At 72.9% G+C, this 20,933-nt stretch carries 19 protein-coding genes and 1 riboswitch; of the genes, 7 read left to right on the top strand and 12 right to left on the bottom strand.

Annotation, left to right across the window (positions count from 1 at the left end; genetic code table 11):
* From ACFWBT_RS14995 to ACFWBT_RS14955, 9 genes are all read right to left on the bottom strand, one after another.
* Positions 1-335, bottom strand: a 335-nt coding sequence (locus ACFWBT_RS14995; protein WP_385699851.1) for an ATP-binding cassette domain-containing protein, incomplete at its 3' end; no start/stop codon positions are given.
* Positions 336-393: 58 nt separating this feature from the next.
* Positions 394-1,236: a DUF4097 domain-containing protein gene (locus tag ACFWBT_RS14990; protein ID WP_385699848.1), complete on the bottom strand. Its 843-nt coding sequence runs from the start codon at positions 1,234-1,236 to the stop codon at positions 394-396.
* Between the two features lie 82 nt (positions 1,237-1,318).
* A complete protein-coding gene (locus ACFWBT_RS14985) occupies positions 1,319-1,837 on the bottom strand; it encodes a hypothetical protein (protein WP_385699847.1) in 519 nt (172 codons plus the stop codon).
* A gap of 507 nt (positions 1,838-2,344) precedes the next feature.
* Positions 2,345-2,764 carry a transglycosylase SLT domain-containing protein gene (locus tag ACFWBT_RS14980; RefSeq protein WP_385699844.1) on the bottom strand — a complete coding sequence of 140 codons (420 nt, stop codon included), beginning with the start codon at positions 2,762-2,764 and terminating at the stop codon, positions 2,345-2,347.
* A 376-nt stretch (positions 2,765-3,140) separates the two neighbouring features.
* Complete coding sequence (locus tag ACFWBT_RS14975) at positions 3,141-4,001, bottom strand: ECF transporter S component (protein WP_385699841.1); 861 nt, start codon at positions 3,999-4,001, stop codon at positions 3,141-3,143.
* Entirely contained in the window at positions 3,998-5,779 is a 1,782-nt protein-coding gene (locus ACFWBT_RS14970; RefSeq protein WP_385699838.1) for an ABC transporter ATP-binding protein, read from the bottom strand. The genes ACFWBT_RS14975 and ACFWBT_RS14970 overlap by 4 nt, the downstream gene beginning before the upstream one ends.
* Complete coding sequence (locus ACFWBT_RS14965) at positions 5,776-7,035, bottom strand: energy-coupling factor transporter transmembrane component T (RefSeq protein WP_385699857.1); 1,260 nt, start codon at positions 7,033-7,035, stop codon at positions 5,776-5,778. The genes ACFWBT_RS14970 and ACFWBT_RS14965 overlap by 4 nt, the downstream gene beginning before the upstream one ends.
* A 145-nt stretch (positions 7,036-7,180) precedes the next feature.
* Positions 7,181-7,837, bottom strand: coding sequence for an SCO2322 family protein (locus ACFWBT_RS14960; RefSeq protein WP_385699835.1), 657 nt, complete (start codon positions 7,835-7,837; stop codon positions 7,181-7,183).
* Positions 7,834-9,075: a prenyltransferase/squalene oxidase repeat-containing protein gene (locus ACFWBT_RS14955; RefSeq protein WP_385699833.1), complete on the bottom strand. Its 1,242-nt coding sequence runs from the start codon at positions 9,073-9,075 to the stop codon at positions 7,834-7,836. Before ACFWBT_RS14955 ends, ACFWBT_RS14960 begins: the two co-directional genes overlap by 4 nt.
* Before the next feature lie 133 nt (positions 9,076-9,208).
* Positions 9,209-9,272: riboswitch (cobalamin riboswitch) on the bottom strand.
* Between the two features lie 113 nt (positions 9,273-9,385).
* On the opposite strand from ACFWBT_RS14955, the gene ACFWBT_RS14950 reads away from it, so the two are divergent.
* A complete protein-coding gene (locus tag ACFWBT_RS14950; RefSeq protein WP_385699830.1) occupies positions 9,386-10,048 on the top strand; it encodes a phosphotransferase in 663 nt (220 codons plus the stop codon).
* A gap of 20 nt (positions 10,049-10,068) precedes the next feature.
* Here ACFWBT_RS14950 and ACFWBT_RS14945 read toward each other — a convergent pair whose 3' ends face one another.
* Positions 10,069-11,178, bottom strand: a complete 1,110-nt coding sequence (locus ACFWBT_RS14945; RefSeq protein ID WP_385699827.1) for a PP2C family protein-serine/threonine phosphatase — start codon at positions 11,176-11,178, stop codon at positions 10,069-10,071.
* 160 nt (positions 11,179-11,338) lie between these two features.
* Here ACFWBT_RS14945 and ACFWBT_RS14940 point away from each other — a divergent pair, with 160 nt between their 5' ends.
* Positions 11,339-13,417: an ATP-binding protein gene (locus tag ACFWBT_RS14940; RefSeq protein WP_385699825.1), complete on the top strand. Its 2,079-nt coding sequence runs from the start codon at positions 11,339-11,341 to the stop codon at positions 13,415-13,417.
* A gap of 17 nt (positions 13,418-13,434) precedes the next feature.
* Here ACFWBT_RS14940 and ACFWBT_RS14935 read toward each other — a convergent pair whose 3' ends face one another.
* The gene (locus ACFWBT_RS14935; RefSeq protein ID WP_385699823.1) at positions 13,435-14,514 is read right to left on the bottom strand and encodes an MBL fold metallo-hydrolase; all 1,080 of its coding nucleotides are present in this window, start codon (positions 14,512-14,514) and stop codon (positions 13,435-13,437) included.
* A gap of 193 nt (positions 14,515-14,707) precedes the next feature.
* On the opposite strand from ACFWBT_RS14935, the gene ACFWBT_RS14930 reads away from it, so the two are divergent.
* Positions 14,708-16,165 (top strand): aldehyde dehydrogenase, encoded by a 1,458-nt coding sequence (locus ACFWBT_RS14930; RefSeq protein ID WP_356469517.1) that lies wholly within the window; start codon positions 14,708-14,710, stop codon positions 16,163-16,165.
* Positions 16,166-16,167: 2 nt separating this feature from the next.
* Complete coding sequence (locus tag ACFWBT_RS14925) at positions 16,168-16,401, top strand: ferredoxin (protein ID WP_261708451.1); 234 nt, start codon at positions 16,168-16,170, stop codon at positions 16,399-16,401.
* Positions 16,402-16,606: 205 nt separating this feature from the next.
* On the opposite strand, the gene ACFWBT_RS14920 is transcribed toward ACFWBT_RS14925, so the two are convergent.
* Entirely contained in the window at positions 16,607-17,308 is a 702-nt protein-coding gene (locus ACFWBT_RS14920) for a TetR family transcriptional regulator (RefSeq protein ID WP_385699819.1), read from the bottom strand.
* 240 nt (positions 17,309-17,548) lie between these two features.
* On the opposite strand from ACFWBT_RS14920, the gene ACFWBT_RS14915 reads away from it, so the two are divergent.
* Genes ACFWBT_RS14915 through ACFWBT_RS14905 form a run of 3 tightly spaced genes read left to right on the top strand, consistent with a single transcriptional unit; the run spans position 17,549 to position 20,861 of the window.
* On the top strand, positions 17,549-19,021 hold the full coding sequence (locus ACFWBT_RS14915; RefSeq protein WP_385699817.1) for a glycosyltransferase family 4 protein: 1,473 nt from the start codon (positions 17,549-17,551) through the stop codon (positions 19,019-19,021).
* Entirely contained in the window at positions 19,015-19,785 is a 771-nt protein-coding gene (locus tag ACFWBT_RS14910) for a class I SAM-dependent methyltransferase (protein ID WP_385699815.1), read from the top strand. The genes ACFWBT_RS14915 and ACFWBT_RS14910 overlap by 7 nt, the downstream gene beginning before the upstream one ends.
* Positions 19,782-20,861 carry a prenyltransferase gene (locus tag ACFWBT_RS14905; RefSeq protein ID WP_385699813.1) on the top strand — a complete coding sequence of 360 codons (1,080 nt, stop codon included), beginning with the start codon at positions 19,782-19,784 and terminating at the stop codon, positions 20,859-20,861. The genes ACFWBT_RS14910 and ACFWBT_RS14905 overlap by 4 nt, the downstream gene beginning before the upstream one ends.
* Positions 20,862-20,933: the final 72 nt, after the last annotated feature.

Genomic DNA, 20,933 nt, shown 5'->3' with positions numbered 1-20,933 from the left:
TCCTCGCCGGTGATCAGGCCGTCGACGGCGGAGAACTGGCCGGTGACACCGATCGCGGCACGGACCGCCTGGGGGTCGGCGGCGAGATCGTGGCCCGCGACCTGGGCCTGCCCTCCGTCGGCCGAGATGAGCGTGGACAGGATCTTCACGGCGGTGGTCTTGCCGGCGCCGTTCGGGCCGAGCAGCGCGAACACGGACCCGGCCGGGATACGCAGATCGATGCCGTCGAGCACGGCCTTGTCGCCGTACGACTTGCGCAGACCGACCGCGGAGACGGCGGCCGGTGGCTGGGGAGCGCTGGTCCGGCTGGACGTGGGCATGACAGATGAAGGCATGGGGCCCTCCGGTCGAAGGCTGAAGTGGGTGAGGGTGGGCCGGTCGAGGCGGTGACGCTCAGGCCTTGGCGCGGCGGATGTCGATGTTGCCGTGCCGGGTGCGGGCGCGGACCTGGACGGTGTCCTCGCTCTGCTCCGGGGTCTCGGACGCGGTGAGCGTGTTGCGCACCTGGCCGGAGCCCGAGCTGACGTCGAGCCAGGCGGCCGTGCCCTCGCGGACACCGACCTCGATGGCGCCGTAGGAGGTCTCCAACTGGACGGTGCCGCGGGCCACTTCGCCCACCCGCAGGGTGCCGTGGGCGGTGGTGGCGGTGACCGAGTCCTCGGCCCGCCGGATCTCGATGTCGCCGTTGGCGCCGCTCACCCGCAGCTCGCCGGTCGCGGCGCCGACGGTCGTGGTGCCGTGCGAGTTCTTCAGGACGGCCGGACCGTCGACGAGGCCGACGCGCAGGCTGCCGGAGCTGGTGGTGATCTCGGCCATGCCCTCGACGCGGTCCACGGTGATCGACCCGTGCGACGCCTTCAGCTGCAGCGGTCCGGTCGTGTCGAGGCGGACGTCACCGGACGACGTCTTCACCCGGACCTCGCCGAGCCGGCCCTCGCCGAGCACCTGGGCCCAGGAGCCGGTCATGTCGACGCGCGAGCCCGTGGGAAGTTCGACCGTCACGTCGACGGTGCCGGTGCGGCCGAACAGATTGGACTTGGGCGTCCTGACGGTCAGCGCGCCGCTGGTGTACGTGACCTCGGTCTGCTCGGCCGTCCGCACGTCCAGGTCCTTCTTCGGGTCGCGGGGCCGCACCTCGACGACCGTGTCGAGCCGGTCGACCGCGGTGAACTGGATGGAACCGGCCTCCACGTGCGTCGTGGCCGAGATCGCTTCAGGAGTTTCGAAAGAAGGCATGGCTGTCCCGTCCTCTTGAGTCTCTGGGGCGTCCCCGCTGGTGGGACGTGGTGCGGATGAAGTGGAACGGGCGGAGGCGCGGCTAGCGCACCCAGCCCGTGAAGCTCTGTCCGACGGTGCGGGCCTTCTCCGTCGTACGCGGCCTGGTGTCGCCGTCGACCGCGGACGACACGGCGCGCACCAGCCACGCGTTGACCGACAGGCCCTCTCGGTTCGCGGCCTCCTCGGCGCGGGCCTTGAGGTGGGCGGGCAGGCGCAGGTTGACGCGGGCGGTGCCGCCCTCGTCGCCCTCGGCCGGGACCGGGGCCCTGAACGGTTCGACGGGCGGGGCCGGCTCCGCGGGGGCGCCGCCGTCGGTGGGCGGAAGTGTCACCACGAAGTCGGGGTCGAGCCCGCGCAGCCGTACGTCGACCGAGCCGGGGGCGAGTTCACGGGTGATCTCGTCCATCGCGGCGGAGAGCACGTTGAGCATGGTCAGCCGGGTCGCCGACTCCAGGGGAGCGGTGAGCCTCTCGGCCAGCTCGCGGGCTTCGTCGCCGCCGGCCTCGGCAGCCACCGCGAGTTCGCGGCGGAGGGTGTCGACATACGGGGTGAGGTCCATAGCGCCATCATGGCATCACTGTGGTGCCATACGCAAGCCTGAATGGTGCCGCGCGGCGTGAACTCGGGGGCGGTCGTTCTACCTGCGAAAATGCGGAGAGGTGACTCGGTTCGTTGGGGTGTCATGGGTGTGCGCGGGCTTTTGGGTGCGCGGAATGGCGTCAAGTGGCACCCGATGGCACCCGGTGGCACCCGGTGGCGCCAGGTGGTGTCAGATGGTGCCAGTGGAGGGTGTGTGCCATTGGGGGTGTCGCTCGGCTCGTGTGATGCCGCGTGGTGCCAAGTGATGCCGTGTGACGCCAAGTGGTGCCGTGTGACGCCAAGTGGTGCCGTGGGGTGCCACATGCCGGCAGGCGATGGCGGGTGATGGCACCGGAGGTGATCTGGCTCCACCTCGCGGTCCGCCACCGGCACTCGTCCGCCGCGGGGAAGTCCGGGTACGCCGAAGGCGGCGACCCCGGGGTGTGGGGTCGCCGCCTTGTGTGTGGCTGTGAGGCCTGTGGGCTGATCAGTACCAGCCGTTGGCCTGCCAGAAGTTCCAGGCGTCGGCGGGGCTGCCGTAGCGCGAGTTCATGTAGTCCAGGCCCCACTTGATCTGGGTCTTGGGGTTGGTCTTCCAGTCGGAGCCGGCGGTGGCCATCTTCGAACCGGGCAGAGCCTGGACCAGGCCGTAGGCGCCGGACGAGGAGTTCGTGGCGCTGACGTTCCAGCCGCTCTCGTGCTCGACGATCTTGCTGAAGGCGTTGAACTGCGCGGCGTCCGGAATCATCTTGTGCGCGATCGACTTCGCGGAGGAGGCGGCAGTGGGCGTGGCGGCCTGAGCGGGCGCCGCGGCCAGAACCATACCGGTGGTGGCAGCGGCCACGGCGACACCGGCGAGGGCCTTCTTCGGGGAAGTGACGATGCGGCGGATGACAGAGACGGACACGGAGAACCTTTTTCTTCGGGGACATGGAGTCGCTCGCATCCCGTGACCACGTGGTGTGTGGAGGGGGCGTACGTCGGCGCCGCGATCCCGAGTGGGCTCGTGGCGCCTGGCGACTGCTCCAGAGAAACAGGCTTGAGACGCGTCCGCAATGACCCCTTTTACTAGTCGTGGTCGCATTCGAGGCGAAAGCCCCTCATGTGACGTGGCTCTCAAACCCCAGGTCAGAGGGCATGACGACGCGTTCATGTCATGGCGTGAGCTCTACGAAGCCGCTTCGTATGTGACCTGGGTCCTGTGGCCCGGTTCACCCCGCACCTGACGGACGGTGCGGGGCGCCGCACGGAGTGCCGCCGGGCGATGTGACGTGGGTCCCGGATCACCGGGGGTCGAACGTGACCGGGCTCTCGAAAGCCGCCCGGCGCGTGGCCCGGCGCAGCGCCTTGAGGAGGGTTCCGCCGACCGTCAGGGTCAGGAGGACGGTGACGACCGCCCGGCCCAGGTCCCAGCCGAGGGACGTGGCCAGGCAGTACGCGAGGAAACGGGCGAGGTTGGCGGGGACCGCGGAGTGCGGGTCGAAGGCGACGTTCGAGGCCAGCGCGTCCATGAAGGGCCAGCCGGCCAGATTCATGGCGGTGCCGTAGGCGAAGGCGGCGAGGAAGCCGTATCCGGCGAGCATCAGCAGTTCTCCGCGGCCGCGCAGGCGGTCCGCGCCAGGCAGCAGTCCGGCGCCCATCGTGAACCAGCCCATGGCCAGCATCTGGAAGGGCATCCAGGGCCCCACCCCGCCGGTCAGCAGTGCCGACGCGAACATCGTCACGGACCCGAGCACGAATCCGAAGCCCGGCCCGAGGACTCGTCCGCTCAGCACCATCAGGAAGAACATCGGCTCGATGCCCGCGGTCCCGGCCCCGATCGGGCGGAGAGCGGCGCCGGTCGCGGCCAGCACGCCGAGCATGGCGACCGCCTTCGGGCCGAGCCCCGACTCGGAGATCGTCGCCGCGACCACCGCGACCAGCAGGACGAGGAGCCCCGCGAACAGCCACGGAGCGTCCTGGGCGTGCGCGCTGACCTGCGAGCCGGGCCCCGCGAAGAGCGGCCAGGCGAATCCCGCGACTCCGGTGGCGCTGACCAGGGCGAGGGCGGCGACGGAGCGCGGGCCGAGACGGATGGCCCTGGCCTGGGGATGAGGCCGGGAGTGGGGCCGGGAGTCGTGGACGGCGGTTTCGGGGGCGCTCATACGAGGGCCTTCCTGACCTGGGCGACGGTGAGCCACGGCTCGGGGGCCAGGATCTTGGCGACCTGCGGGGCGAAGGACGGAGACGCGACGACCACCTCGGCGGTGGGGCCGTCGGCGACGATCTCACCGTCCGCGAGGATCACCACACGGTGGGCGAGGTCGGCGGCGAGTTCCACGTCGTGGGTGGCCAGCACGATGGCGTGCCCCTCGGCGGCCAGTCCGCGCAGCACGGTGACCAGCCGGGCCTTCGCCGCGTAGTCGAGACCGCGGGTCGGCTCGTCGAGGAGCAGCAGCGGGGGGCGCGCCGTCAGGACGATGGCGAGCGCCAGCGCCAGCCGCTGCCCCTCCGACAGATCACGGGGGTGCGTGTCGTCCGCGATGTCCGGCAGCAGCCCGGACACCAGAGCCCGGCAGGTCCCGGCCTCGGCCCCGGCGTCCTCGTCGGCCGCCGCGCACTCGGCGGCCACCGTGTCCGCGTACAGCAGATCCCGGGGCTCCTGCGGTACGAGTCCCACACGGCGTACGAGGTCGCGCGGCGCCGTGCGATGCGGCACCGCCCCACCGACCCGTACGGATCCGGCCGTCGGCTCGACCAGCCCGACCAGGGCTCCGAGCAGCGTCGACTTCCCGGCGCCGTTGCGGCCCATCAGTGCGATGGTCTCGCCGGGCCCCGCGGTGAGGTCGACCCGGCGGAGCGCCTCGACGCGCCCGCGCCGGACGGCCAGCTTCTCCACGACGGCCACGTCCGCCGGGAGCGGCGCGGTCTCGGGGGTGCGCCTGCGGAGGAGACGGGAGAGGGAGAAGGGGGAGGCGACGGGAGGGGCGAGGGGGGAGGCGGGGTGCGCCGGTGCCGAAGGGAGGGGGAGGGCCGTGGCGGGCCGCGTGCCTCCGGTGCCGACGGCGTTCTCGGCGCGCCCGGTCGGCCCGGGGTCTGCGGTGACCGCGGTGGATTCCGAGGGTGTCGTGGAGAGCCGCTCGCGCAGTGGTCCCGCACGGCGTCGCGCGTCGCGCACGGTCAGGGGGAGCGGGGACCAGCCGACCAGGCGGCCCAGTTCCACCACCGGGGGGCAGACCGGGGAGACGGCCATGATCTCGGACGGGGTGCCGAGCGTCAGGGGTGCTCCCGGCGCGGGCAGGAGGGCGAGCCGGTCGGCGTACTGCACGACGCGTTCCAGGCGGTGCTCGGCCATGAGGACCGTGGTGCCGAGGTCGTGGACCAGGCGCTGCAGGACGGCGAGGACCTCCTCGGCGGCGGCGGGGTCCAGGGCCGAGGTGGGTTCGTCGAGGACCAGGACCCGGGGGTGCGGGGTGAGCACCGAGCCGATCGCGACCCGCTGCTGCTGGCCACCGGAGAGGGTGGCGATCGGGCGGTCGCGGAGGTCGGCCAGGGAGAGGAGGTCCAGGGTCTCCTCGACACGGCGCCGCATCACGGCCGGTGCCAGGCCCAACGACTCCATGCCGTAGGCGAGTTCGTCCTCCACGGTGTCCGTCACGAAGTGGGACAGCGGGTCCTGACCGACCGTGCCGACCACGTCCGCGAGTTCGCGCGGCTTGTGGGTGCGGGTGTCCCGTCCGGCGACGGTGACCCGGCCGCGCAGCGTTCCGCCCGTGAAGTGCGGGACGAGTCCGCTCACCGCGCCGAGCACCGTCGACTTGCCGACCCCGGACGGGCCGACGAGCAGGACCAGTTCGCCCTCCGGGACCTCGAAGTCCACGCCCCGGACGGTGGGTTCGGCGGCCCCGGCGTACGTCACGGAGACATCCTCGAAGCGGATCATGAGGGCTCCTCGGGGGCCGGGGTTCGCTGGGGGGTCGGGGCCACGAAGGCAGGGAGCAGACCGAGCAGGACCGCCGCCGCCGGCCAGAGGGGAAGGGCGGGGGCCACCAGGGGGATGACCCCGGGGCGCAGCGCGGCGGGATCGTAGGACGCGGCGACGATCATCAGGGCCGCCACCGCGACGCCCGACCCGGCGACCAGCCAGGCCCGTACGCCCCAGGCGTCCGGCCGGTACCGCGTCCGCGGTGAGCGGCGGCCGCCCAGCCACAGGCCGCCGAGCGCCGCGGCGAGACCGGCCAGCAGGACCGGCAGGCCGTAGGTGTCGCCCTCGGCGGTCAACAGCCCGTATGTGCCCGCGCACACGCCGATCAGACCGCCCAGGGTGAGGGCTCCGGTGGTCCGGTGGACGGCGGGCGGGACCTGCGCCGTCCGCCCGTACCCGCGTGCGTCCATCGCCGCCGCCAGCGCGACCGAACGTTCCAACGCGCCTTCCAGCACCGGGAGTCCGACGTGCAGCAGGCCGCGCAGGCCCCGGTCGGGGCGGCCGCGGAGCCGGCGCGCGGCGCGCAGCCGCTGGACGTCGGCGATCAGATGCGGGGCGAAGGTGAGCGCGACGACCACCGCGACGCCCGCCTCGTACAGCGCTCCCGGCAGCGACTTGAGCAGCCGCGCCGGGTTCGCGAGGGCGTTCGCCGCTCCGACGCAGACGAGGAGCGTGGCCAGCTTCAGGCCGTCGTACAGCGCGAAGAGCAGGCCCTCGGCGGTGACCCGGCCGCCGATGCGGACCCCCTGAGCCCAGTGCGGGAGGGGGAGCTCGGGGAGCGTGACGATCACATGGGTGCCGGGGATGGGGGAGCCGAGGAGGACGGCGAAGGCCAGGCGGATGGCGAGGACGGCCGCGGCCAGCTTGACGAAGGCGGTGTAGGAGCGCGCCCAGGGGGCGTCGGTGCGATGGGTGGCCACTACGTAGCCCGCTACTCCTATGAGGAGGGCGAGCAGGAGGGGGTTCGTGGTGCGGGAGGCCGCCGTGCCGAGACCCAGCGCCCAGATCCACCAGGCACCGGGGTGCAGGGCGTCCGCGCGCGTCCGCGCTGCGGGGGAGTACCCCGGTCGCCGGCCCGGCCCGGCCCCCACCGCCGACCACCACCGCACCACCCCGGCTCCCCGCCCTCGCCCGGGCACGCCCTGCTCGGACGCGCCCTGCTGGGACAGCCCCTGCTCGGGCACGCCCGGCTCGGAGGGCCCTGCCCCGGGCACGCCCTGCTCGGGCACGCCCTGCTCGGACGCTTCCTTCTCTGGCGTGCTCCGCGCGGGCAGGGGCAGCGTTCGGTGGGTCGTGGAGGGGCGGTCCGTGGCGGTGGTGGTGGGGCGTTCGTGGTCGCCCTTGTTCATGATGCGCGCCTCAGTGCCTGTTCCGGCGGGCCTGCCAGACGGCACCCGCGCCCAGCACCGCCACCGCGGCGGCGCCCGTCAGCAGGCCCACCGAGGGGCCGTGGTGGGCCGGCTCGGAGGGGTGCGGCCGGGCGGACGCGGTCGGCTCGGTGGCCGCGACCGGGTCGCCGCAGCCCGTTCGCGGATAGCCCGCTATCGCGCACAGAAGGGCGTTGGTGTCGTAGCGCAGGGGTTTGGCGACCGTGGCCAGGGCCTCGGCGGTGCTCGCGTCGGGGGCGACGCGGGCGCAGGCGGTGCGCGGGGACGGCGGCGTCTCGCCGGACGGCGCGTCGGCGGCCGTTCCGGAGTCGACGACCAGGGCCACGCGCTTCTTGCCCTGCTGGGCGGGCGTCCCGGCGCATATCGCGGCGAAGTCCCGCTTCCCGCGCGGCTGCACGGCGTGCTGGGAGTCCTCGCTCACCGCGAAGCGGAAGCCCTGGACATCGCCGTCGGACGGCCGCGCGGTCGACGGACCCTGGGTGGCGTACGTCCACTTCCCGCCGGTCAGGTCCCAGAAGGACCAGTAGCGGTAGCCGACGGCCCGGGCCTGCCCCGCGCCGCCGAGGACGAGGAGCAGAAGGGCCAGCGCGAGCGCCAGGGCGGGCGCGGTCGTCCGACGGCTGGTCACAGCTGCTGCTTCTTGTTGCGGCCGCTGATCAGGAAGCCGATGCCGATGCCGGCGACCAGGCCGATGCCGATGATCCACCAGACGCCGAGCCCGTTGCCGTCGTCCTTCTTCTCGTCGTTCTTCTTCTCGCTCGGGGTGGCCGAGGCGCCGGCCGCGCTCGGCGTCGGGCCCGTGGCGCCCAGCTTCGCGACCAGGTCCTGGCCGCCGAAGTCGCGCGGGTCGGTGCCGGTGGCGTGCGCGGCGAAGATCAGCTGCGCGTACGCGGCGGGGCCCGACGTGGCCGCCCAGTCGGCGGAGTTCTTCTCCAGCCAGGCGAGCGGCTTCTGCGCGTCCTTCGTCGCACCGATGGCCGCCAGGGCCACGACCGCGTCGGCCGTGTTGCCGTAGTCGGGCTGGTCCTTGGCGCCCGGGAGCGCGGACTTCAGGTACGAGGTCTTCGCCAGCGCCTTGGCGAGATAGCCGGCGCCGTTCCCCGCCGCGTCCGCCATGCTGGGGGTGTCGGCGACGACGCAACCCGTGAGGTCGAACGCGTTGCCGGTCTCCGCCACGAAGCCCTGGCCCATGCCGGCCGTCACGCCCGCCGCGGTCGCGTCCGCGTTCGCCGCCAGCTTGCCCTTCTTGTCGGGCTGGTAGGCGAAGGCGCCCGCGCCATCGCCCTCGCACGGCGTCGACAGCTTCAGCAGGGCGTCGTAGGGAGACTTGCCGTCCTTGGAGACGCCCTGGGGCTTCTCGCCGACCGCCTTCAGCGCGCCGATCACGACGGACGTCGAGTTGGCGTCGCTGGGGCCACCGGCCATGTAGCCCCAGCCGCCGTCCTTGTTCTGCGCGGACTTCAGCCAGGTCACGGCCTTGCCGGTGGCGTCGTCGTGCCCGCCGAGCGCGGCGAGGGCCTGGACGGCGGCCGCGGTGCTGTTGGTGTCGACCTGCGTCTTGGCGTCGCACGCGGCCGCGGCGTCGGCGCGGTACGCGGCGAACGCGCCGTTCGCGCACTGCTGCCCGGTCAGCCAGTCGACGGCCTTCTCGGCGGGCCGCACCTTGACGGTGTGCTGGGCGAGCAGCGCGAGCGCCTGCCGCCAGACGCCGTCGTAGGTCGGGTCGGTGGAGCCGTACAGGCCCGAGGGGATCGCCGTCGAGGGCGACGCCGAGGGGGACGAGTCGGCGGCGGACGCGGCCGGCGCGACGACCGCCCCGATCACGACGGTGGCGGCCAGTACCGCTGCGGTGCGGCGAACAATCATGACTCTCCCTGCGGGGAGCCGGGCAGCACCGGGCACGTTGAGGCATCCGGGCGGCTCCGGCTCCGTATCCCTCGACGGTGCCGGCCGTCGGCGGGCTGCCGAGGGCGCGAGCCGGTCACGTCCCGTCCGAGGCGATCCGGCTCACCACCGAAGTGGCTCACGGTTGCGGGTCAGCGCCGGATTTGCACCGGCTTCTCCTCGTACGGGTGTGATGACGACGCGCTCACTCTACCGGCCGCACGGAATCCGCCGAGTGTCGCCTGGGGCACGGGCTCGGAGTGATCCAGGCGACATCCGCTAGGTTCGGGCCATGCGAACGGGGAGACTGCTCGGCTCGGGGCGTTCGGCGGACGTCTACGAGATCGACGAGGCGTGGGTGCTGCGGCGGGACCGCGAGGGCTGGGGAGACGCGACGGCCGAGGCGGCGGTGATGCAGCACGTCCGCTCGCACGGCTATCCGGTGCCGGCTGTGCGGGCGGCGACCCGCGGCGATCTGGTGATGGAGCGGCTGTCCGGTCCGACCATGCTGGAGGCCTTCGGGCAGGGCCTGCTCTCCGCCCAGGAGGCGGGCCTCGCCCTGGCGCGGCTGCTGCGCAAGCTGCACGCCGTGCCCGCCCGGCTCTCCGCCGATCCCGCCGTCCGCGTCCTGCACCTGGATCTGCACCCCGACAACGTGATGCTCACGCCGGACGGCCCGAAGGTCATCGACTGGGCCAACGCCGAGGAGGGGCCGCCGGGTCTCGACTGGGCCATGTCCGCCGTGATCCTCGCCCAGGTCGCCGTCGGCGGCGAGCCGGTCGGGGACGTGGCCGCCGAGACGCTGGACGCGTTGCTCGACGGGAACGAGGACCAGGTGACCGAGGAAGGGCTCGTGGAGGCGGGGCGGCGCCGGGCGGCCAATCCGACCATGAGCGCGCACGAGGGCCAACTCCTGGGAGAGGCGGACGGGTTGATCCGCGCGCTGCTGCACTGAGCGGTGGCCGGAGCCGCGGGTCACCGCACGTGTGCGGGGACCGTGGCCTCCACCGGCTGGCACAGCACCAGGGCGAGATCGTCGGTGAGGGGCGCGCCGGTGTGCTGGAGCAGACGGTCGTGCAGGATGCCCAGGGCGTCCTCGGGGAGCGGCTCGCGCAGCGCGAGGGCGGCCTCGCCGAGCAGCGGGAACGGGATGCCCTCCGGGTCGCGGCCCTCGGCCAGGCCGTCCGTGTAGAGGAGCAGACGGTCGCCCGGCTGGAGTCGCACGCGGTACTGGCGGGGATCGGGGCGCAGCCCCAACGGCGGTGAGGGAACCTTGGGTTCGAGAAATTCGATGCTCCGGCCGGAGCGCAGCGGCGCGGGGTGACCGCAGTTGACCAGCCGCACCTCGCCGGGCGCGAACTCGGCGAGCAGGGCGGTGACGAAGTCCTCCGGTCCCAGCTCCGGTGTGAGGCGCGTGTCGAGGCTGCCGGCGAGGGACGGCAGGTCCGGTGCCGTGTAGGCGAGTTCACGGAAACAGGTGATCGTCTCGGCGGTCAGCCGGAGGGCGTCGAGGCCGTGTCCGCGTACGTCGCCCACCAGGACCCGCAGTCCGTACGGGGTCACCGCGACGTCGCACAGATCGCCGCCGACCGTCGACTCGTCGGCGGAGCAGTGGTAGCGGGTGCACACCTGAGTGCCGTCCAGGGTGCGGGAGATGGGCCGTAGGACCGCCTCCTGGGTGACCCGGGTGACCTCGCGGGAGCGCGCGAGCGCGGCGGTCAGGCGCTCGCCCCGGCCGGCGGCGTGCACGGTGACCGCGCAGCCGAGCAGCAGCCCGCCGAAACGGACGCCGAAGTCGAAGCCGGCCACGGTGTCGTCGCCGAGATCCGTCGCGAGTCCCAGCGCCGCCGCCCAGGCGCAGACCAGCAGGGTGCACCGCACCCCGAACCGCACGCACGCCAGCAACGGCCCGATCAGCAGCAGGGTGACCAGGGACGGCACCCGGTGGTCCACCAGATGCGGCAGGGCGACCGGCAGACAGGCGGCCGGCGGCACCAGCGTCAGCCAGGAGAACCCGGTTCTGACGTGCCCTCCGCCTCCGCCGTCGGCGGACATCCGCTCACCCCGCTGCTCGCTCTCGCGCATCACCCGACGATCCCCGAAAATCGCCCCCGCCACCCTCGCCGACGGAGACTTGATCGCATCTCGCCGCAAGGTGCCCGGAAGTGACGTCGTGCTGCGAGCTTTCTGTCCGAGTCGGTGGAGCGGCGCATCGCGCGCGGGCGATCCGGCCACACTGGTCCGCGTGTCCGACAAGACGGCCGGTGGACGGCCCGGCAATCTGCCCTCACAGACGCGGAGTTTCATCGGACGGCTGGAGGAACTCGGCCGACTGGAGCGAGAGCTGGACCCGGGCGCCGGGACCGGCCGGCTGGTGAGCGTGATCGGTACCGGAGGGGTCGGCAAGACCCGGCTCGCGCTGCGGGCCGCCGGCCGGATCGACGGCGCGTACCCGGACGGCGCCTGGCTGGTGGAGCTCTCCCCGCTGCACACCGCCGGCCTGGTGGGCCTCGCCGTCGTGGAGGCGCTGCGGCTCACCGACCGGTCGACACGGCCGGTCACCGAGGTGGTCGCCGAATGGGCCGAGGGCAAAAGGCTGTTGCTGGTCCTCGACTCCTGTGAGCACGTCCTCGCGGGCTGCGTGGACTTCGTCGAGGAGCTGCTGCCCCTTCTGCCGGGCCTGCGGGTCCTCGTCACCAGCCGTGAGCCGCTCGGCCTGCCGGGCGAACACGTCCTGCACCTGGACCCGCTGCCGATCGCCGACGACGCGGTGGCCCTGTTCGCCGACCGCGCGGCCGAGACCGGACGCACCCTCGACGACAGCGACCGTCCCGTCGTGGAGGCCGTCTGCCGTCGGCTCGACGGCATCCCGCTCGCCATCGAGCTCGCCGCCGTCCGGCTCGGCGGGATCACCCTGGACCAGCTGAGCGGCCTGCTCGGCGAGCGGCTGCCGTCCCGGCTCGACCTGCTCGCCGCGCGCGAGGGCGAGGGGCCGCCCCGCCACCAGACCCTGCGGACGGCCATCGGCTGGAGCCACGAGCTGTGCGCACCCCTGGAACGGCTGCTGTGGGCCCGGCTCTCGGTCTTCGCGGGCGGCTTCTGCGTGAGCGCCGCCGACGCCGTCTGCGCGGGCGGGCCGCTGCCCGCCGACCTGATTCCCGGCCTGCTCGCCCGGCTCGTCGAGCAGTCCATCGTGGGCCGCCACCCCACCGACCCCGCCCGCTACCGGCTCCTCGACACCGTGCGGGAGTTCGGCACCGACTGGCTGCGCGCGCTGGGCGAGGAGCACACCGTACGGCTGCGCCACCGCGACCACTACCGGTGGCTGGCCCGGCAGGGCTGCGCCGAGTGGAACACCGCACGCCAGGCGGCCTGGTGCGAGCGGGTCCTCACCGAGCACGCCAATCTCCGCGCGGCCATGGACTGCGCGCTCACCGGGTCCGACGGACGGGTCGCCCTGGCGATGGCGTCCGACATCGGCTTCCTGTGGCGGCACTGCGGCTATGTGCGCGACGCCCGGCACTGTCTCGACCAGGCGATGGCCGCCGACTCGGCTCCCGGCCCCGACCGTACCCGCGCGGTGTGGACCCGGGGCGCGGTCGCGCTGCTCCAGGGCGATCTGGAGGCCGCGGCCAACTGGGCGGTGCGTTGCGCCGACGCGGCGAGGGAAGAGGCAGACCCGGCGGCGGTGGTGGCCGCGCTGTACCTGCGGGGCGGGCAACTCGCCCTGAGCGGGCGCCTGTCCGAGGCGGTCGACGTCCTGGCCGGCGCGCCTCGGCTGCCCGTCCGGGGGGACTGGCTCGGGGCGGCACAGCTCCAGGTCCGGGTGGCGCTGTCGTACGCGTATCTGTTGCGCGGGGAGCAGGAACGGGCGCGCGCGGTGGCCGAGGAGGTGCGCGCGGCGAGCCTGGCGTGCGGGGAGTCGTGGGCGGGAGCCTTCGCCGACGGGCTCGTGGCCCAGATCGATCTGGCCCGCGGGGACATCGGTGCGTCCGTCGCCAACGCCCGCACCGCGCTGGCCGGGCACGGGCTGCTGCACAACACCGTGGGCGCGGCGATGGCCCTCGACGTGCTCGCCGCGGGGATCGGTGCGGCGGGCGACGGCCGTCGCGCGGCCCGCCTTCTCGGCATCGGCGAGCGCGTGTGGGAACTCACCGGGCGGGCCCAGATGGACTCACCCGATCTGATCGCCACCCGCCGCTCATACGAACTCCGCGTCCGCGGCGAGATCGGCGACCCGGCGTACGAGAAGGCCTACGAGGAGGGGCGCACGATGGCGTACGAGGAGGGGCTCGACTACGCGGCCCACAGCCACAGCCGCTGAGTTCCGGGGCGGGGGCGTCACACCGCCACGTACGTCACCGGGTCGCTGCCCGGCACGGCCTCCGCCCGTCCCAGCTTCACCAGTCGCCGTACATGTGCCTCGGCCTCGGAGACCGCGATGTTCCGTGATCCGTAGGGGATGTCGGCCCAGGGGCGGTTCCACTCCATGAGCTCGGCGAGCTGCCACGGCGTGAGCGGGACGGAGAGGAGGGTGAGCAGGCCGGTGAGCCGCTCCTCGTGGTGCGTGAGCAGCTCCGCGACTCGGGACGGGGCGTCGGTGAACACGTGCTGGTGGGCCGGGAGCACCTCGGCGGGGTCGAGGCGGCCGACGCGCTCCAGGGAGTCGAGGTAGTCGCCGAGCGGATCGGCGATCTCGCCGAGGCTCTCGATCCCGTTCGCGGAGGGGGGACGCCCGTGGGTGTCCGGGTCCTCGTAGAGGCCGATGTGCGGGGTGATCCTCGGGAGCAGGTGGTCGCCGGAGAACAGGCGTCCGTTCCCGGGCAGCCGGGCCGGGTGCTCCTCCTCCAGGTGGAGGCAGACGTGTCCGGGCGTGTGGCCGGGGGTCCAGACGGCGCGCAGCCGGCGGCCGGGCAGCGCGAGGAATTCGCCGGGGACGATCTCGCGGTCGGGGAGCGCGGGGGAGAAACCGGGCAGGGTGCTGGGGCGGCGTACGGACGTGCTTGCCTCGCGCAGCGGGGCGATGTGCTCCTCCGGGGCGCCGGAGGCCGCCAACTTGGCTGCCATGTAGCCGAACCAGCGCTCGGGCCGGTTCTCCCGGGTGCGCCGGACGATCGCCGTGTCGGCGGCGTGCATCGCGATCCAGGCGCCGGACGCCTCGCGGACCCGGCCCGACAGGCCGTGGTGATCGGGGTGGTGGTGGGTGATGACCACGCCGTGGATCTCCGCGACGGAGGTTCCGCAGTCGGTGAGTCCCCCGACGAGGGTGTCCCAGGAGGCGGGGTCGTCCCAACCCGTGTCGATGAGCACGGGTCCCGCGTCGGTGTCGACCAGGTACACCAGCGTGTGGCCGAGCGGGTTGTCCGGGATGGGGACCCTGATCGACCGTACGCCCCCGCCGTGATCGGTCACCTGCGTCATGCGCTTCCACCCATCGCCGAGTTGTCGCCACTATAACTAGAACGAGTTCCAATGGGAGCCCGAGTCGACTGTTCTGTCCGTGGAGGCGGCCGCGTCCGTGCCGTGGACTCATCCGGCCGGAACTGGTATCAGTTCTCGTATCTGATGAAGCGTCAGAAGTGGTGGCAGAGAGCGTCCTTGGAGGCAGTCGGCCATGACCGAGCTCGTGGAACACGGACAGCTGTTCATCGGCGGGGAGTTGACCGACCCCCTCGGCAAGGACGTCATCGAGGTGATCTCGCCGCACACCGAGGAGGTCATCGGCCGGGTGCCGCACGCCTCGGCGGCCGACGTCGACCGGGCCGTCGCCGCCGCGCGCGAGGCGTTCGACCAGGGCCCCTGGCCGCGGATGAGCCTCGACGAGCGGATCGCGGTCGTGACGCGGATCAAGGACGCGATCGCCGTACGCCACGAGGAGATCGCCCGCGTCATCTCCTCCGAGAACGGCTCCCCCTACTCCTGGAGCGTCCTCGCGCAGGCCCTCGGCGCGATGATGGTGTGGGACGCGGCGATCACGGTCGCGCGCGGCTACACGTACGAGGAGGCGCGCGACGGAGTCCTCGGCAGGATTCTGGTGCGCCGTGAGCCGGTGGGCGTGGTGGCGGCCGTGGTGCCGTGGAACGTCCCGCAGTTCGTGGCGGCGGCCAAGCTCGCGCCCGCGCTGCTGACCGGCTGCACCGTCGTCCTGAAGCCGTCGCCCGAATCGCCCCTGGACGCCTATCTGCTCGGGGAGATCGCGAAGGAGGCCGGGCTGCCCGAGGGGGTGCTCTCGATCCTCCCGGCGGACCGCGAGGTCAGCGAGTACCTGGTCGGACACCCCGGCATCGACAAGGTCTCCTTCACCGGCTCGGTCGCGGCGGGCAAGCGGGTGATGGAGGTCGCCGCACGCCATCTCACCCGCGTGACCCTGGAGTTGGGCGGCAAGTCGGCGGCCGTGGTGCTGCCGGACGCGGACCTCGACACCTCGGTCCCCGGGATCGTCTCGGCGGCCTGGATGAACAACGGCCAGGCGTGTGTCGCCCAGACCCGCATCCTCGTACCGCGCTCGCGCTACGACGAGTTCGCGGACGCCTTCGCCACCGCGGCGAACGCGCTGGTCGTCGGCGACCCGCTCGACCCGGCCACCCAGGTCGGCCCGCTGGTCGCCGAGCGGCAGCGGCGGCGCAACCTCGACTACATCCGCATCGGCCAGGAGGAGGGCGCCAAGATCCTGGCGGGCGGTGGACGTCCGCAGGGCCTCGACCGCGGCTGGTACGTCGAGCCGACCCTCTTCGGCGACGTCGACAACTCGATGCGCATCGCCCGGGAGGAGATCTTCGGCCCGGTGATCTGTCTGCTCCCCTACGGCGACGAGACCGAGGCCGTGAAGATCGCCAACGACTCCGACTACGGGCTGAGCGGCAGCGTCTGGACGGCGGACGTCGCCCATGGCATCGACATCGCCCGCCAGGTCCGTACCGGCACCTACTCGGTCAACACCTTCAGCCTCGACATGCTGGGACCGTTCGGCGGCTACAAGAACTCGGGCCTGGGCCGGGAGTTCGGGCCCGAGGGATACGGCGAGTTCCTGGAGCACAAGATGATCCACCTGCCGGCCGGCTGGGAGGCGTGAGGATGGGCGACCGCTGGCAGGTCGAGGTCGACCGCTCCGTCTGCATCGGCTCCGCCCAGTGCGTCCACCACGCCCCGGACGCCTTCCGTCTCGACGCCGGCATGCAGTCCCACCCGGTCGAACCGGAGACCGACGCCAACGAGAAGATCCTCGAAGCCGCCGAGGGCTGCCCGGTCGAGGCCGTCATGATCTCCCTGCTGGGCAGCGGCGAACCGGTGTTCCCGCCGGAGGAATAGGGGCGGGGCCGGACGCGGGGACTTCCCCGTCCCGGATACCCTCCAGCCGATCCGACGGATCGACCGGAGAGATCGAGGGGCGCTTCGGCGCCGCCTGCGTACGGCTGGACTCCGACGGAGAGCGGGAGGTCCTGTGGATCGAGCGGTCGTGCCCGACTCCCGGGCGCGTGGTGAACGTGCCCGGGACGGGCGGGCGGACCGGTTTCTACCGGCCCTTCGGGTCGGTCAGGTCGATCAGGCGGCACACCGTCTCGATGTCTATCTTGACCTGGGCGATCGAGGCGCGGCCCGAGAGCCAGGTGATCAGGGCCGAGTGCCAGGTGTGCTCGATGACGCGGACGGCGGAGAGCTGGGCCGGCGTCGGGTCGTCGAGGCCCATCGCGTCCAGGATGATCACCGTGGTCTGCCGCGAGACCTGGTCGACCTCGGGGCTGACACTGCGGTCCGCGAAGGTGAGCGCGCGGACCATGGCGTCGGCCAGATGCGGCTCCCGCTGGAGGGCGCGGAACGCCCGCATCAGGGTCTCCGCCACCCGCTCCGCGGCCGTGTCCCCGGCCGGCGGCTTCTTGCGCAGCGTGCCGTGCATGTGCTCCAGCTGGTCCTGCATCGTGGCGACCAGCAGGTGCACCTTCGAGGGGAAGTAGCGGTACAGCGTGCCGAGAGCGACCTGCGACGACTCCGCGACCTCACGCATCTGAACGGCGTCGAAGCCGCCCCGGCTGGCCAGCTGCGCGCTGGCGTGCAGGATCCGGCGTCGGCGCGCCTCCTGCCGCTCGGTGAGCGGGGGAGAGGCGGGATGCGCGATGGAGTGCGGGGTGGAGCGCGCGGAGGTGGCCGGCGTGGCGGGCGCGCTGGCCCCCGGCGCCGGTCGCGCGTTCTTCGAGTCCGCCTTGGCTTCCGCAGGCATGGGTCCGTTCCGTGACATCAGCGAGAGGGAGCGACGAGCCGGCACGGCAAGGTGTGGCACCACCGAGCCGACCAGCCGACCCCGCCGCGCCGTCGTGGCGTGAATCACCTGATCCACCGCTCACACTGGCGCTACCTGCCGGTAGATTCAATGCTCCTTGAACGATCAAGTCTGAAACTTGTTCTAGGTTAGCGTCCCGGCGTAATCTCGCGGGAAAGTGCAGGGAGAAGGGGACCGGAAGTGACCGCTGAGGCCATGGAGGCGGGCCCCGGTAAGGGTGCGGCTGCCGACGGGGACCGCCCCCTGCGCATCGCGCTCCTCACGTACAAGGGGAACCCGTTCTGCGGCGGCCAGGGTGTGTACGTACGGCACCTTTCGCGCGAACTCGCCCGACTCGGTCACCGCGTCGAGGTCATCGGCTCCCAGCCCTACCCCGTGCTCGACGAGGGCCTTCCCGGGCTGAGCCTCACCGAGCTGCCCAGCCTCGACCTGTACCGCCAGCCCGACCCCTTTCGCACCCCCGCGCGCGACGAGTACCGGGACTGGATCGACGCCCTCGAGGTCGGCACCATGTGGACCGGCGGCTTCCCCGAGCCGCTGACCTTCTCGCTGCGCGCCCGCCGCCATCTGCGCGCCCGGCGCGGCGAGTTCGACGTCATCCACGACAACCAGACCCTCGGATACGGCCTCCTGGGGGAGGTCGGCGCCCCGCTGGTGACCACCATCCACCACCCCATCACCGTCGACCGGCAGCTGGAGCTGGACGCCGCGGAGGGCTGGCAGCGCCGCGCGTCCGTCCGCCGCTGGTACGCCTTCACCCGCATGCAGAAGCGCGTCGCGCGCCGTCTGCCGTCCGTGCTCACCGTCTCCGGCACCTCCCGCCAGGAGATCGTCGAGCATCTGCGGGTCGAGCAGGACCGCATCCACGTCGTCCACATCGGCGCGGACACCGACCTCTTCTCGCCGGATCCGTCCGTGCCCCAGGTGCCCGGCCGGATCGTCACCACGTCCAGCGCGGACGTGCCGCTCAAGGGCCTGGTGTTCCTGGTCGAGGCGCTCGCGAAGGTACGCACCGAACACCCCGGCGCGCACCTCGTCGTCGTCGGCAGGCGCGCCGAGGACGGACCGGTAGCCCAGGCCATCGAGCGGTACGGCCTCGACGGCGCCGTCGAGTTCGTCAAGGGCATCTCCGACGCCGAACTCGTCGACCTCGTCCGCTCGGCCGAGGTCGCCTGCGTGCCCTCCCTGTACGAGGGCTTCTCGCTGCCCGCCGCCGAGGCGATGGCCACGGGAACGCCGCTGGTGGCCACCACCGGCGGAGCGATCCCGGAGGTCGCGGGCGCCGACGGCGAGACCTGCCTGGCGGTTCCGCCGGGCGACTCGGGGGCGCTGGCGGCGGCCCTGAGCCGGCTCCTCGGCGACCCGCAGCTGCGGGCGCGGCTCGGCTCCGCGGGGCGCGAACGCGTCCTCGCGCGCTTCACCTGGGCCAAGGCGGCCGAGGGCACGGTGGCCCACTACCGCGAGGCGATGGCCCTCACCGCGTCCCGGTCCCGCTCGCGGGGGGCGAACCCCGTCGCGGACCCGGCCGGGCGCGGCATCACGCCCGGCCCCGAACACTCGGCGGCCCCGGGCCCCGACCGCTCCGAGGCCGCGGAGACTCCCGCCGCCGAAGAACTCGTTGCAGCCAACCGCGAAAGCAGGGCCACGTGCTGACCGTCGACTTCTCCCGGTTCCCGCTCGCCCCGGGCGACCGCGTTCTGGACCTCGGATGCGGTGCCGGCCGGCACGCGTTCGAGTGCTACCGGCGCGGCGCGCAGGTCGTGGCGCTGGACCAGAACGGCGAGGAGATCCGCGAGGTCGCGAAGTGGTTCGCGGCGATGAAGGAGGCCGGGGAGGCACCCGCCGGTGCCACCGCGACGGCCATGGAGGGCGACGCGCTCGCGCTGCCCTTCCCCGGCGAGTCCTTCGACGTCGTGATCATCTCCGAGGTCATGGAGCACATCCCGGACGACAAGGGCGTTCTCGCCGAGATGGTCCGCGTGCTCAAGCCGGGCGGCCGTATCGCCATCACCGTGCCGCGCTACGGGCCGGAGAAGGTCTGCTGGTCGCTGTCCGACGCGTACCACGAGGTCGAGGGCGGCCACATCCGCATCTACAAGGCGGACGAACTGCTCGGGAAGATCCGCGAGGCCGGTCTGCGGCCCTACGGCTCCCACCACGCCCACGCGCTGCACTCGCCGTACTGGTGGCTGAAGTGCGCGTTCGGCGTCGACAACGACAAGGCGCTGCCCGTGCGGGCGTACCACAAGCTGCTGGTCTGGGACATCATGAAGAAGCCGCTGGCCACCCGGGTCGTCGAGCAGGCGCTCAACCCGCTGATCGGCAAGAGCTTCGTGGCGTACGCGACCAAGCCGCACCTGCCGAAGCTCGCCGAGCCGACCGCTGCCGGGACCGCCTCCGAGGCGGACGCCACGTGACCACTCCCCGGACAGAACACCTCGTCCTGCCCGGGGTCCTCACCGACGAGGAGGCCGCCGCCACCGTGCGCGGGATCCTCGCGGTGCAGCGCCCCGACGGAGCCATCCCCTGGTTCCGCGGCCACCACCTCGACCCGTGGGACCACACCGAGGCCGCCATGGCGCTCGACGCGGCCGGGGAGCACGAGGCGGCCGAGCGCGCCTACGCGTGGCTGGCACGGCATCAGAACGCGGACGGATCCTGGTACGCGGCGTACGCCGACGGGGACTTCGAGGACGTCACCGACCGCGGCCGGGAGACCAACTTCGTCGCGTACATCGCGGTGGGCGTCTGGCACCACTACCTGGCGACCGGCGACGACATGTTCCTGGACCGCCTGTGGCCCGCCGTCTACGCGGCCGTCGAGTTCGTGCTGCGGCTCCAGCAGCCGGGCGGGCAGATCGGCTGGAAGCGCGAGGACGACGGGACCGCGGTCGAGGACGCGCTGCTGACCGGGAGTTCGTCGGTCCATCACGCGCTGCGCTGCGCGCTCGCCATCGCCGAGCAGCGCGAAGAGCCGCAGCCCGACTGGGAGTTGGCCGCCGGAGCACTGCGGCACGCGATCCGGCGCCACCCGGAGCGGTTCCTGGACAAGGACCGCTACTCCATGGACTGGTACTACCCGGTACTCGGCGGCGCGTTGACGGGCGCCGAGGCCAAGTCCCGCATCGAAGAGGGCTGGGACCGCTTCGTGGTGCCCGGTCTCGGGGTGCGCTGCGTGGTTCCCAACCCGTGGGTGACCGGTGGTGAATCGGCCGAACTCGCCCTCGCCCTCTGGGTGGTGGGCGAGTCCGACCGCGCCCTGGAGATCCTCCAGTCCATCCAGCACCTGCGCGACCCGAAGACCGGTCTGTACTGGACGGGTTACGTCTTCGAGGACCGGGCCGTCTGGCCCGAGGAGCTCACCACCTGGACGGCGGGCTCCCTGCTGCTGGCGGTCGCCGCACTGGGCGGCGACGAGGCCACCTGCGCGGTCTTCGGCGGCGAGCGCCTTCCGACCGGCCTGGACCCCGACTGCTGCGACCTGACCCGCTGAACCGTCCGGACGGCCCGGAGCCGCCGGGCCGTCCGGAGGCTCCGGGCCGTCGGCACGCTCCGGCCCGCCGGG

The organism is Streptomyces sp. NPDC060027, from assembly GCF_042737005.1.
Lineage (GTDB): Bacteria > Actinomycetota > Actinomycetes > Streptomycetales > Streptomycetaceae > Streptomyces.
This window is presented reverse-complemented; position numbering and strand designations above follow the sequence as displayed.

Excerpts from the sequence above, each read along its gene's own strand:
- ACFWBT_RS14990 (WP_385699848.1), bottom strand. The coding sequence starts at position 1,236 with ATGCCTTCTTTCGAAACTCCTGAAGCGATCTCGGCCACGACGCACGTG.
- ACFWBT_RS14985 (WP_385699847.1), bottom strand. The coding sequence starts at position 1,837 with ATGGACCTCACCCCGTATGTCGACACCCTCCGCCGCGAACTCGCGGTG.
- ACFWBT_RS14975 (WP_385699841.1), bottom strand. The coding sequence starts at position 4,001 with ATGAGCGCCCCCGAAACCGCCGTCCACGACTCCCGGCCCCACTCCCGG.
- ACFWBT_RS14970 (WP_385699838.1), bottom strand. The coding sequence starts at position 5,779 with ATGATCCGCTTCGAGGATGTCTCCGTGACGTACGCCGGGGCCGCCGAA.
- ACFWBT_RS14955 (WP_385699833.1), bottom strand. The coding sequence starts at position 9,075 with ATGATTGTTCGCCGCACCGCAGCGGTACTGGCCGCCACCGTCGTGATC.
- ACFWBT_RS14950 (WP_385699830.1), top strand. The coding sequence starts at position 9,386 with ATGCGAACGGGGAGACTGCTCGGCTCGGGGCGTTCGGCGGACGTCTAC.
- ACFWBT_RS14945 (WP_385699827.1), bottom strand. The coding sequence starts at position 11,178 with ATGCGCGAGAGCGAGCAGCGGGGTGAGCGGATGTCCGCCGACGGCGGA.
- ACFWBT_RS14935 (WP_385699823.1), bottom strand. The coding sequence starts at position 14,514 with ATGACGCAGGTGACCGATCACGGCGGGGGCGTACGGTCGATCAGGGTC.
- ACFWBT_RS14930 (WP_356469517.1), top strand. The coding sequence starts at position 14,708 with ATGACCGAGCTCGTGGAACACGGACAGCTGTTCATCGGCGGGGAGTTG.
- ACFWBT_RS14925 (WP_261708451.1), top strand. The coding sequence starts at position 16,168 with ATGGGCGACCGCTGGCAGGTCGAGGTCGACCGCTCCGTCTGCATCGGC.
- ACFWBT_RS14920 (WP_385699819.1), bottom strand. The coding sequence starts at position 17,308 with ATGCCTGCGGAAGCCAAGGCGGACTCGAAGAACGCGCGACCGGCGCCG.